The sequence below is a fragment of the Ruegeria arenilitoris genome (assembly GCF_013035425.1).
Lineage (GTDB): Bacteria > Pseudomonadota > Alphaproteobacteria > Rhodobacterales > Rhodobacteraceae > Ruegeria > Ruegeria arenilitoris_A.
In genome coordinates this window covers 626413-638796 of record NZ_WQHX01000003.1, presented here as the reverse complement: position 1 = coordinate 638796, position 12384 = coordinate 626413, and the positions used below count along the sequence as shown (strand labels likewise).

Sequence of the window (12384 nt, the reverse complement as noted above, 5' to 3'; positions counted from 1 at the left end):
GCCAGAAAGTCTTTGTCGCAGTAAAAAGATTTTCTGACCGGACGTAAAATCATTGGGTTTGCGACATCTTTTGTGCAAGACGCAGAGCTTCAATCAAACTGGTGGGGTTAGCGACACCTTTCCCGGCAATGTCGAGTGCAGTTCCGTGATCCGGCGAAGTGCGAATAAACGGCAATCCCAGCGTGACGTTAACACCGCGGTCGAAATCCAGTGTTTTGATCGGGATTAAGGCTTGATCATGGTACATGGCAATCGCTGCATCATATTTCGCGCGAGCGGCGGCGTGGAACATGGTGTCTGCGGGATGTGGACCGCTCACGCTGTAGTCGCCGGGGGCCAGCTCTGCCAATAATGGGGCAATCCAGTCCAGCTCTTCAGTGCCCATTTTGCCGCCTTCGCCTGCGTGCGGGTTCAATCCAGTGACGGCTATACGAGGATTTGGAATGCCGAACTGAGACTGCAGGCCTTTGGCGGTGATTTCAATTGTGTCAAACAACACATCTGGGGTGAGGGCATTGGAAACTTGAGACAATGGGATGTGGATCGTGGCTGGGACGACGCGTAGTTGGTCACTGGTCAACATCATTACCACGCGGTCACGACTACCGAGGGCCGCCAGAAATTCTGTATGACCTGGATAAGAAAACCCCGCGCCGTCAATGAGAACTTGTTTGTTGATAGGCGCTGTGCATAGCGCAGAAGCGGATCCGGATTGCACCAATTCGACGCCTCTTTGTATTGCTTCCACCACTCGGGGTGCGTTTGTTGGGTTTGGGTGCCCCAGTACGTTAGGTGCTGGGAAATCCATCTGCAGTACAGGCACGGCGTGTGAACTTACTTGTTTTGCATCGGCAATGTTGTCTAGGCGAACAAACGGGGCACCTTCAGGTAGATGGTCTGCATCACCAATATAGACAAATGGGCAGCTGTCTTTTAGTTCGCCCCACGCTTTTGCCACAATCTCGGGCCCGATCCCAGCTGGTTCGCCGCAGCTAAGTGCAATGGGGCGTATCATTGTTCTACAATTGTGGCATCTGCGCGAAGCTGTTGCAGAAGGCTGTCGGCAAAAGCTTCCAACCGTTGTTGTGTTAATGCGTTTGCTACGTCAGTACGCGAGGTTTCCTCGCCCATGTCTCGGGTTCGACTGCACAACATCAGAAAAACCAGCGATTGACCGTTGTTGCGGGTCAGCGTCGTAGATACCTCGTTCGCGTCAAGTTTTGCCAGCTCCAAGGAAACGTCTCGCGGGATTTCAGAAGGACTGGCTGAGATTCGTTCAAGCACCCCGGCTGGTTGCCCTTTTGCAATTCCATAAAGATCGTCGCAGGTGTCGATGTTTTCTTTCAGCTCTGCGGCCCGGGCCAGGCCTTCCGCTGTGCGGCCACCAGGCATGAAATACATCGCATAATCGATCTTGGAGTACTGCGGAGTGCCCGTTGCCACCTCGCGAATGCCGCGAAGCTGAAACAAGGCGATTGCATTGGGCAACGTCAAAGGATCGGTAATCTCGCCGTTTTGAAGACCCAAAATGACAGGTTGTAACGCAGGCGGCAGGCTTGTGATCGCCAACCATTCCAAACGACCGCCGTTTTCCCGAGTTGCAGCTGCAGAATATTGTGTTGCAGCGGCGGAAAACGCGTCTTGCCCAGAAACCTGCGCAATTTCTTCTGCCAATGCTTCGACTTGCGGCAGCGTTTGTGGCGTCACAGGGATAATTATTTCTGACATCAGCACCTGAAGCCCGCCGCCGCCACCTTGTCCCATTGCGCGATCGATTTCCTCGTCGCTGGGACGCGCCTGAGAAATAAATCGAGAACTTATGAAATCCCGCCACGAAATTTGATCGGCAATGAAGTCCCGTACGGTTTCCTGTGCGATGCCAGCATCACTCAGTAACCGCAAGAACTGTTCCGATGAAAGATTTCCGCGTGCTGCGAATTCGTCAATCCCGTTTTGAACATCTTCTGGGGCGGCTTGAATGCCTGCCTCACGCATCGCCTGTTTGCGCAGACGGTCGTCGATCAGTGCTTGACGAACTTCGTCATCGCCACTGCCTGGCACGCCCAAAATCTCGAGAAACTGTTGCCGCTGGTCCAGTTCATACCAAGTCACGATGTCCTGATTAACCCGTATCGCCGGAGAGAACAGGCTTTGGCCTTGCACCGGGTTGGCCGCAAAAGGCACTAGCACGGCGGTAAGCATTGGCAATACCGGAATGCGGCACCAAAGGCGAAGCGCTTCTATGAAACTTGAGATCAACTGCATGTCTTCTTGTACTTCTTGCCACCGCTTTCAACAGAGTATCCGGTCATGGCTAGGGTAAAGCCGAATTCCGTCGTAGGCTCAATACTCGATGTTGAGGTGAAACGTCGAGTCAGGGTCACGCCAAATTGCACGCATTCGTTACGGTACGTTACGCCAAGCCCAGCTCGGATTGGTTCGGACTCGCTGAAATCATACCGAGCATAAGCCGTGGTCCGCCAGTTTTGATCGATACGGTACCCACCGTTCAGCCAAAGCTCAGAGATTTCATCGCCACCGGTTTCCACCGGATCCGGTTCCAGCCAAACATAACTTCCGCTCAAAGAGGTGCCACCCTTTGACCAAGCCGTTCGAAGCTCTGCCTTACTAAAGCTTAGATCTGAGTTGAGTAGTCCGCGGGCTGCAACGGTCAAACCCTTGCCGTTTCGCAACTGCCCAGCCAAAAGCAGATCAGATGTTGTACCCTGTAAGCCAGAGCTTAGAGTAAAATCTGGATCGGCTTCTGATCGGAAGACCTGCCCGACTGTGGCCAGAGCCTCCCATCCGTTCGAGCGGTACCTAGCCCAATTCAATCCCACAACGGCCGTTGCCGAATCTTCTCGCCGATCCACGGCCGGAAAACGCGAAAGAGACAACAGGTTTCCCTGATCGAATTCCTGAAATGTACTTTCGTCATTTGGCACATCTGAGTCCGACACATTAGCCCATCCCAATTGGACTATCGGTTCCAGAAATTGCCGCGCGCCGTTTTGTTCGCGCCGAACCATCGGATACCGCAAAGTCAAAGCCGCACGAGGGGCCGTGCGGGTGACGTTGCTGGGAAACGCGCTGTCATTTCGGATATCGAAGGTGTCGATCGCTGCGCCCAAGCGAACGTCGGTTCTTAGGCCCGTTACAAAAGTCCAACTGCGAACCCATTCTGCGTCAAATGTTGCTCTTGCAATATCACGGCCAATTACGTCCTCGGTGCTGGTGCGCTGGTGTGCGTGACCTATAAAGGCTAGCTGAACCTCGCCGCCAACCGACTTAGGAAAGTAGCGCTTTCGATAATTCAGATCGAATACGCGGGATGGGATCTCATCCTGTGGTTCGCGATCACGCAGCGATTCATAGTGAATAAATCCTGTTCGAAATGCCGTATCGCGCCTGATCCGTTCCACGGCTATTTCGCTGCGCAGTCGATCAGGGTTGAATGGGGTATAATCTGCAAGATATGCGTCGTCCGACGTGGTTCGGATATCGAATTTCAGCCGGTACCCCTTTCCAAGGCTGAACTGGCCATCTGCAAAAAAGTAACCGCGATTTTCATCCGGTCGTAAATCATCGCGCGTGAAAGCACCACGCAGGCGAATTCTGCCTCGCTTAAAGGCCTGTCGATATCGAAAATACACTGTACGCGTATTAGACGATATATACGGGGTCAGCGTCAGATCTTTGTGATCCCCTAGCCGGATGAAGTAGGGAACACGAATCCCGGTTCCCAATTGCGAAGTAGTCCGGATCGATGGGGTAAGAAAACCTGTTGCACGCTCTAGCGTCGGGTCGGGCAGGCGCAGGACCGGAAAATAAAATACCGGTAAGTCCATGATGCGAAGCTGAGCGCCTTCAAAATATAGCTGACGCTCGACCTGATCATGGGTAACTTTGCGAGCCCTGATTTGCCAAAGTGGTGATCGACCGTCGGCACATACATGGCAGGATGTTGCTGCGACTTTACTGAACTGAGTGTATCTGCCAGCAGCGCGTACGGCTTGTACAGAAGCGATCTGTATCTGCTGGTCAAATACCATCCGTGCGCCGGTTAGCAGCCCGTTTTGAATCTCGCTATCCAGCTCAGCCGAGTCCGCGAGAAGGGTTGTCTCTCCAGCCTCATCAAGGCGAATTGGGCCAGTCAGCGAAAGAGAACCTGCCTCACGGTCGTAGACAACACTTTCAGCAGTCAACTTAATGTCGCCTTGATAGGCTTCGACATTGCCTTCGGCGACCAGTTTGTTGTCTGGCGTGATGAATATTTTGTCAGCCACCAGCAGCGCGGGTGTGCCCGCCGCGGTATCGGAGGTTTCCGGGTTCCCACTGTCAGATTGAGCCGACCCCTCTGTAGGCTGGGACAGGATCAAAACACCGCTGAGAAGCAGCGACAGCAATGAACGCATCAGCCGTCCTCCACATGCAGCAGCAACCCGAGTGAAAGAAAAATTCCGGCAATGGGTGGCGCCCAAGCCGAAATCATGATCGGCAATTGTCCGTTTTCGCCCAAAATTTGCGCAAAATTTCGCACGAAATAGACGGAAAACCCCAGTAGTACTGCTGTAAGAACGGCGATGCCCGTGCCGCCAAAACGCACGTGGCGCATAGTAAACGCTGCTCCGATAAGAACCATCGAAACCAAAAACAACGGTCTGGCCAACTGCGCCTGTAGCCAGACCTCGTACTGTTTGGTCGAAAACCCAGCTTCGCGAAGATCGCGTATCAGTTGGGGCAGATCATAAATCGAAACAGAGTCTTGCCGCCCCAACCTGTCTATGATTTTGTCCCGCGTTAAAGTGGTAGGCAGGTTCAGTGTGTCATGGGTGACCGAGGCCGCTTCGGGATTCAGATCGTCCTGAATTGTCCACACCTTTGCTTGCTGCAAGGCCCAGTGGCCATCTTCCAATACTGCCTGATCTGCGGTAATCTGCTCGGTCGGAATTCCGTTGGGTCCAAATGCAATGACTGTCACATCTCGCAGGCCAAGTCTTTCGCCGTTTAGTGTGCCCCGGGCGTGAATGACGGATTGCCCCGTATTTGTACCCTGCCGCAGCCATAGCCCCTCTCGACTGATAGACAGGGTCGAATCACCGTTGTTGCGATATCCGTCCGATAGTCTTCGAAACTCTTCAGAAGTGGCAGATGCTATTGGGTTCAGCAAGGCAACAGCAACCGCGCCGATCAATAGTGCCAGTACTGCTGGCGCAACGAGCACTCGGAGACCAGACCTTCCAATAGCCCTCGTAACGACAAGCTCCGAGCTGCGTGCCAAACCGACGAACAACGCAATGGTGGTCAGAATTACTAAAAGCGGAAGCATCTCACTTATCGCGGCGGGTGTATTCAGCAATGTAAGCTGGAGTAATTGCCCAAAGGACAGATTTGCATCGTCGAAACGTCGTACCTGCTCCACCAAATCAATCAGGATAATCAACGTGAGAAAAATGCCGCCAATCACAAAAAAGTTTTGCATGAAGCGGCGGGCAAAGTAACGGTCGAGGATCACGCCTGCGCCCCCGATCCAGCTTGAACATTGGCAAACGCCCGGCTCGCGTCCCGGCATAAAGACATGCGCGACGGCCTATTGCTGCCGATTGGTCTCAACTTTGTTCCCCCGAGCCTGCCGGTTATTTTCCGGAGACCTTAATGCAATTGCCGGGCGGGGAAAACTGCTATCTGGTCAACCGGGGCGGCGCGAGCTAGGTCTTGGTCAACACATTCTTGAGGAGCATGATATGAGCAGTCTGGTACCGGTGCGTTTTCAACCCTTCGACTTGGATTTGATGGCAGAGGCAAACGGGCGAGTTGTGGTGATCATTCCGTCCGAGGGGAAATTGGGGCCAGCCGCACGCCGGGCCAACCGTTTAACCAAGGGCGCGGTTGCCCGGATGGTGGCAAGCGAGCGCTTTGAAAAGGTGAAAAACGGCGATGTAATCACGCTGGCATGGCCAGGTGGTATGCAGGCCGAAGCGCTTGATATCTTGGTGTTGCCGCGTCGTCCGGAGCAAGCCGAAGCGCGCAAAGCCGGCGCGAAAGTCGCCAAACTGGCGGGCGCAAAAAGTGTGTTGGTCATGGCAGGTAACCAGATGCAAACTGACCAACTTGCACTTGGCATTGTTCTGCGAAGCTATGATTTCGATGCGCACAAAACCAAGGTCACCGAACCGGTTAAGGAAATAACCATCAGCCACAATAAACCCGAAGAAGTAGAAGCCACGTTTGAACCTCTGTACGCGGTAGCGGACGGGGTGCGTATGACTCGCGATTTGACCAATGAGCCAGCGAATATCTTAACCACCTCCGAATTTGCAAATCGCTTGGCTGAAATGCAGGACTTAGGCCTTGAGGTCGAAGTTTTGGAAGAAGACAAATTGGCCGATCTTGGTATGCGCACGTTGCTAAGTGTCGGTCAGGGCTCGGTCAGTCCTTCAAAAGTTGTTGTGATGCAATGGAAGGGCGGAGACACCGATGATGCGCCGCTCGCTTTGGTGGGCAAAGGTGTTGTGTTCGATACGGGCGGAATTTCGCTAAAGCCTGCGGGTGGTATGGAGGACATGACCATGGATATGGGGGGTGCCGGCGTTGTTGCGGGCGCTATGCGAGCCCTTGCCAAACGAAAGGCCAAAGCCAACGTCGTGGGTCTGGTAGGTTTGGTGGAAAACATGCCGTCGGGCAACGCAACGCGCCCGGGTGACGTGGTCAAATCAATGAAAGGCGATACAGTTGAGATTATCAACACCGATGCAGAGGGCCGCTTGGTCCTTTGCGACGTAATGTGGTACGCGCAGGATCGGTTTAATCCTGTGGGAATGATCGATCTGGCCACTCTTACTGGGGCTATCATCATTGGTCTGGGGCACGAAAACGCGGGTGTGTTTTCAAACAATGATGTGTTCTGCGACGCCTTTCTAAAGGCAGCCAAGGACGAGGACGAAGGCGCGTGGCGGATGCCGTTGGGCAAAGCATATGACGATTTGTTGAAATCCCGCATAGCCGATATGAAAAACGTGGGTGGTCGTTCTGCAGGCTCGATCACTGCCGCACAATTTCTTCAGCGCTTTGTGAAAGAAGAAACTCCTTGGATACACTTGGATATTGCCGGAGTCGCGTCAGTCAGCACCGAGACATCTTACGCTCCGAAAGGTGCAACTGGTTGGGGTGTTCGTGCACTGAGCCGTTTTGTCCAAGACAACTTCGAGTAACACGATGGGCGCCGTCTATTTCTATCACCTGACCCGACACCCGCTGGAAAAAACGCTGTCGGTTCTTTTGAACAAGGCGCGGCAAGCGGGGTGGCGGATCGCAGTGCGAGGGACAGACCCTTCGCGTTTGGATTGGTTGGATGAAAAGCTGTGGCTGGGTCCCGAAGAGACATTTCTGCCGCACGGTCGGGCAGGGGGGCCACACGATGCTGATCAGCCGATTTTGCTGACTTCAGATCAGAAGGCTGTAAACGACCCAACCTGCGTCATGACGGTGGATGGGGTTGATGTTGATCCAGGGGAGGTCAATAAACTTGAACGGGTTTGCGTTTTGTTCGACGGAAACGACGACGCTGCGGTGCAAAAGGCGCGTGACCAATGGAAAGCTTTGACCGAGGCGGGGTGTTCCGCGCAGTATTGGTCCGAGGCTTCGGGTCGATGGGAAAAAAAAGCCGAAGCCTAATCTATTTAGCCAAAAGTGAATTTTAGGAGACATTCTGATGGAAATGAAACCTCTGGGTCGCACCGGTATTATGGTGTCGGATTTGTGCCTTGGCACAATGACGTTTGGAACACAGACCTCAGAGCCGGATGCGCACCGCCAAATGGATATGGCCTTGGCCGCTGGGATCAATTTTATCGACGCCGCCGAGATGTATCCGGTCAACCCGGTCGCGAAGGAAACCGTAGGACGCACGGAAGAGATTTTGGGTAACTGGAATGCCGCCAATCCTTCGCGAAGGGGCGAATGGGTTCTGGCCACCAAACACTCAGGCGAAGGATTTATGCATGCCCGAAATGGCGCGCCGATCTCGGCCGAGACCATTCCAGAAGCCATTGAAGGCTCTTTGAAGCGGTTACAGACCGACTACATCGATCTTTACCAGTTTCATTGGCCCAACCGGGGCAGCTACATGTTTCGCCAGAACTGGCATTACGATCCTTCCGGAGGCAACCGGGATGTAGTGCTTTCGGAAATGCGTGGATGTTTGGAGGCGCTTAAACAACAAGTGGAAAAGGGGAACATCAGGGCCTTTGGCTTGTCTAACGAAAGTGCGTGGGGCACGGCGCAATGGTTGCGGTTGGCGGATGAAACAGGAGGTCCCCGGGTAGCATCCATTCAAAACGAGTATTCGTTATTGTGCCGGCTATTTGATACCGATCTTGCGGAACTTTGTTTGTTTGAAGACGTTGGATTAATGGCTTTTTCACCTTTGGCCGCAGGTTTTTTGAGCGGTAAATACCAAAATGGATCGGTGCCGGACGGTTCTCGAATGTCCTTAGTGCCTCAAATGGGTGGTCGAAAGTCTGAGCGAGTGTTTGATGCAGTCTCAGCCTACCTTGAGATCGCTGATCGCCATGGTTTGGACCCGGTGCAAATGTCTTTGGCCTGGTGTCAGGCGCGGCCCTTCATGATGTCGGCGATTTTCGGAGCAACTACCGAAAACCAATTACAGCATATTCTTAACGGCGCGGATCTTAAATTGTCGGGCGAAGTACAAGCTGAAATTGCCGAGGCTCACAAAGCGCACCCAATGCCATATTGAACCAGGCGACATTGGTGAACCCGGCCGGGATTGATATGCCCAACAGCGCGATGTGTTGATTGCGTCTCAGTGAGGCATCGGTTGGTTGCTTTCTTGTCGCAGGTCCCTTGCTGAAACACCATGTGCGGTACGAAACGCCCGGGCAAAGCTGGATTGCGAAGAAAAACCAGTTGCTTGCGCCACATCCATCAACGGCATCTGACTGTCGGTTACAAGGCGCCGTGCCTCCGCTAACCGTAGCTGCAGATAATGGTCTTGTGGCGTAGTATTATAGCGTAATCGGAACTGTTGTTGCAACGAGCGAGGGCTCGTGCTCAAAGCCGTGGCAATTTCCGCCAATGGTAAAGGATCGCTCAGCGCAGATTGCATCAGAATATTCGCCCTTGCCGTTAAAGTCGTATTCAGATTTTCTGCACCGACCTGTGCCACCGCTTGTTTTGGGTTAATCGCGATGTCTTGCTGAAACACGGCGGACACTCGACTGGCGAAACCAGCACCCAATCGGGCGGCCAAAATTTTTACAACTAAATTTATGGTGGCTATCGACCCACTGGAGGTCAAACGGCCAGGTGAGATTGTGAATGGATCGGTACTGATTTCAACCAAAGGGAATCGAGCGGCGAAAGGTGCTTGATCTTCAAGCCGAGGGGTCGCTGCGTGGCCATCCAGTAATCCGGCTTCTGCCATTAGCCATTGCCCACCATCAATTCCGGCTATCGTTGCGCCGGTGTCGGCAATGCGTTGCAATCCGGCCAACAGACTTGGGTTGGCCTGCCGAGCAATTTGAAAACCAGCAATCACTATCAACAAGTCACATCGACGCAAACGCGCCAACGGAACCCCCTGAACAGGCAAGGCGCTTGTCAACATTACGACCTCCGGCGTGGGTGTTACATAATCCCAGTCAAATACCGGGTGGTCTGCTAGCCGGTTGGCAGCGCGCATTGGGTCGACGACTGAGGCAAAGCTAAGCGTATTGCACTCATCCAAGACGAAAACGGCTGTCTTCAGAGCGCGATGTTCGGGTTCAAGGATACTTTTAGCGGATTTCATCAAGTTCGATTCGCATTTTGCCAAATTCTGACACCAAGGCTGCGTCGGATTCGGACGGTAAAGCAAATCGGAATCGGGGGAGAAACCTGGGGATAAGGTGTAGCAGAACACTGTATGTTTTGGGGATAACTAAATCGTAGAACAGTCAAAGCAACACGAACCGCGCGACCCCTCGGTCGCGCCCACTCTTTCAGTTCAAAGTGGGTGCGCGTTACCCTTGGTTGGGTCCACGAATCTGGCGAATAGTTTGGCGAACTGCCTGCCAATCCTTCGCTTCTTGTTGGTTTCCGGCAGCCTCACATTCGCGCATCTTCTTTGCGGCCTCAGCTTCGGCACGGTCGCCATGAGCTGAATACAATGCTCGCGCATATTCGGCGGTTTTGAGTGCGTCCATTTCTGTCATCCTCCGTTACTTGGGCGGAATACCCGAATGTTCACGCATGGCGATTATACTACAGGTGTGAAAGGATCGCATCATTTGGGTTTTGCTTCGGTAAATATCTTCTGGCGCAGCCGCCTGAGGTGGGCTGGGAAGTCCCTGGCAGTCATATCAGCTTCACGCACTAACGTATCAAAATGATGGGTAAAAACCTCGATCCTGTTGCGATCGCGAAAGGCCATGTAATGACCGCCAGTGTAAAACGCGCATAACATCGGGCCAAAGATTGTCATGGGTGCTGAATAGAGACGTTTGGCGTCAAAGAGATAGACGCGCAGTCGCGGATAAAGTTGTTCGCAAAGTTCCAGCATGTGATCAATTTGATCCAGCCGGTTATCGAGTGACAACCCTTCGTAATAACCTGTGGCATGCACCAAGCTATGAATTTCATACAAAGGCATGGCGATTTCATAGTCTGACTGAGCGCTGCGCATCCACTCCAATCTGTCGGCGGAAGCTCCGATCGCCTGATCCGCTGTACGGCCTAAATGAGGCGCATATTCCCACTCCAAAACCGCACGCGTTTTGAGCATATCAGGCATGTTTGCGGGTACATACCTGACTTTGTATCCCGCGGCCTCGCGGTGCCACTCGAAAATCCGTTCGTCGACAAGCGCTCGCGGGGCCTTGGTCAGCGTTAATGAACTTGCCAGTAATTCAGCGGCACTTTCCGGTCGGTCGGACAAGCTAAGCAGCCAATCTGCCGAGACTCCTAAGGCTGACGCGCAGGACCCCACCACGTGAGCATTTGGTAACCGAGCGCCAGAGTCAGTAAGTAGTTGCGAAACGGTGGACCGATCCACAGCGATGCTGCGGGCCAGAGCGCTTTGGCTGACATGTCGATTCTCCATGGCCCGAGCCAGCCGCAGGCGAAACTGCGCAGCACGATCGCGTTTGTCCACTTTTTCCGTCATTCGCAGATAAATATCACATTTGATTAGTTATGTTAATCATATTCAGAATATTCAATTTTTAGGGCGATATGTAACGTTTTAATTAACAAAACAATAATGGGGTCCGGAATGGAAACGCGTCGAAGATCGGTCGTGAAAGCAATCGTTTGGAATGCGATGGGATTGGTGGTCATGACCATTGTCGGCTTGATCGCCACGGGTTCAGCCGCCGTTGGGGGCGCTGTTGCCGTGGTAAATACGGCCGTTGGGCTGACAATGTATGTGTTCTATGAACGCGTCTGGGCGAACATATCGTGGGGGCGCAATGGTTGAATCTTCGACTCCAAAATCGCCAGAGTGGGGCACATTCGTCCTAATAGTTGCATGTTATTTGTCTTGGATGGCAGTCGTGTTTTGGCTGGCAGATTGGTCTCTTTTGCTGGCGGTCCCGACGATGGGATTAGTGGCGGCTATGCATTCTTCACTGACACACGAGGCACTGCACGGACATCCATTTCGAGCCAAGTGGATGAATGAGACGCTGATGGCTCTGCCGCTGACATTATTCGTCCCATTCAACCGTTTCCGTGACCTGCACTTGGCTCATCACCAAGATGCAAATCTGACTGATCCATATGACGACCCAGAGTCGAACTATCTTGATCCAAAAGTCTGGGCTTCCTTGTCCCAATGGCAACAGCGATTGTTCAAGATAAACAATACTCTGTTAGGGCGCATTACTCTTGGCCCTGCGATCGGACAATCGGCTTTTTTACGCGAAGAATGGAAAGGGTTTTTAAACGGGGATCGTGCAGTTCTGTTGGCTTGGGCCTTGCATATTCCGGGCGTAGTCATAGTGCTATCGATCGTGGCGTATTCATCGATGCCAGTTTGGACTTTTGTCTTAGCGGCTTATCTCGGCCTTGGATTGGTAAAAATCCGGACGTTTCTAGAACACCGCGCACATGAGAAGTCCCGTGCAAGAACAGTCATCGTCGAGGATAGAGGGTTTCTTGCTTTTTTGTTTTTGAACAATAATTTACACGTCGTTCATCATATGAATCCGTCCGCTCCGTGGTACCGGTTGCCTGCGTTGTACCAAACAGGCAAAGAAAGGTATCTGGCTTGTAACGAGGCGTATGTCTACCGTTCATACGGGCAAATTTTTCGCGAATACTTTTTGCGGACAAAAGATCCTGTGTCGCATCCTCTCTGGCCAAAGCATTGATTTGAGGACAAAA

The 12384-nt window shown here is 52.8% G+C and carries 12 protein-coding genes; 5 read left to right on the top strand and 7 right to left on the bottom strand.

Features of this window, described 5'->3' with window-relative positions:
* Positions 1–49 precede the first annotated feature (49 nt).
* From pdxA to lptG, 4 genes are read right to left on the bottom strand one after another with little or no spacing between them, the layout of a single operon-like run.
* Complete coding sequence (gene pdxA / locus GOV45_RS12185; RefSeq protein WP_170477897.1) at positions 50–1015, bottom strand: 4-hydroxythreonine-4-phosphate dehydrogenase PdxA; 966 nt, start codon at positions 1013–1015, stop codon at positions 50–52.
* Positions 1012–2265: a peptidylprolyl isomerase gene (locus GOV45_RS12180; RefSeq protein ID WP_170477894.1), complete on the bottom strand. Its 1254-nt coding sequence runs from the start codon at positions 2263–2265 to the stop codon at positions 1012–1014. Before GOV45_RS12180 ends, pdxA begins: the two co-directional genes overlap by 4 nt.
* Positions 2256–4415, bottom strand: coding sequence for an LPS-assembly protein LptD (locus tag GOV45_RS12175; RefSeq protein ID WP_170477891.1), 2160 nt, complete (start codon positions 4413–4415; stop codon positions 2256–2258). Before GOV45_RS12175 ends, GOV45_RS12180 begins: the two co-directional genes overlap by 10 nt.
* Complete coding sequence (lptG, locus tag GOV45_RS12170) at positions 4415–5515, bottom strand: LPS export ABC transporter permease LptG (RefSeq protein ID WP_170478151.1); 1101 nt, start codon at positions 5513–5515, stop codon at positions 4415–4417. The genes GOV45_RS12175 and lptG overlap by 1 nt, the downstream gene beginning before the upstream one ends.
* Before the next feature lie 229 nt (positions 5516–5744).
* Between lptG and GOV45_RS12165 the strand changes: the two genes are divergently transcribed.
* From GOV45_RS12165 to GOV45_RS12155, 3 genes are read left to right on the top strand one after another with little or no spacing between them, the layout of a single operon-like run.
* Positions 5745–7211 carry a leucyl aminopeptidase gene (locus tag GOV45_RS12165; RefSeq protein WP_170477887.1) on the top strand — a complete coding sequence of 489 codons (1467 nt, stop codon included), beginning with the start codon at positions 5745–5747 and terminating at the stop codon, positions 7209–7211.
* A 4-nt stretch (positions 7212–7215) separates the two neighbouring features.
* Complete coding sequence (locus tag GOV45_RS12160; protein WP_170477884.1) at positions 7216–7674, top strand: DNA polymerase III subunit chi; 459 nt, start codon at positions 7216–7218, stop codon at positions 7672–7674.
* Between the two features lie 37 nt (positions 7675–7711).
* Positions 7712–8758 carry an aldo/keto reductase gene (locus GOV45_RS12155; protein ID WP_170477882.1) on the top strand — a complete coding sequence of 349 codons (1047 nt, stop codon included), beginning with the start codon at positions 7712–7714 and terminating at the stop codon, positions 8756–8758.
* A gap of 66 nt (positions 8759–8824) precedes the next feature.
* Here GOV45_RS12155 and GOV45_RS12150 read toward each other — a convergent pair whose 3' ends face one another.
* The 3 genes from GOV45_RS12150 to GOV45_RS12140 all read right to left on the bottom strand — a co-directional run bounded on the left by GOV45_RS12150 (position 8825) and on the right by GOV45_RS12140 (position 11164).
* Positions 8825–9811: a GlxA family transcriptional regulator gene (locus GOV45_RS12150; protein WP_170477878.1), complete on the bottom strand. Its 987-nt coding sequence runs from the start codon at positions 9809–9811 to the stop codon at positions 8825–8827.
* Between the two features lie 211 nt (positions 9812–10022).
* Positions 10023–10205, bottom strand: coding sequence for a hypothetical protein (locus GOV45_RS12145; protein WP_170477875.1), 183 nt, complete (start codon positions 10203–10205; stop codon positions 10023–10025).
* 80 nt (positions 10206–10285) lie between these two features.
* Complete coding sequence (locus tag GOV45_RS12140; RefSeq protein WP_170477872.1) at positions 10286–11164, bottom strand: helix-turn-helix domain-containing protein; 879 nt, start codon at positions 11162–11164, stop codon at positions 10286–10288.
* Between the two features lie 108 nt (positions 11165–11272).
* Between GOV45_RS12140 and GOV45_RS12135 the strand changes: the two genes are divergently transcribed.
* Entirely contained in the window at positions 11273–11476 is a 204-nt protein-coding gene (locus tag GOV45_RS12135) for a DUF2061 domain-containing protein (RefSeq protein ID WP_170477869.1), read from the top strand.
* Positions 11469–12371, top strand: coding sequence for a fatty acid desaturase (locus GOV45_RS12130; RefSeq protein ID WP_170477866.1), 903 nt, complete (start codon positions 11469–11471; stop codon positions 12369–12371). The genes GOV45_RS12135 and GOV45_RS12130 overlap by 8 nt, the downstream gene beginning before the upstream one ends.
* The last annotated feature ends 13 nt before the right edge of the window (positions 12372–12384 follow it).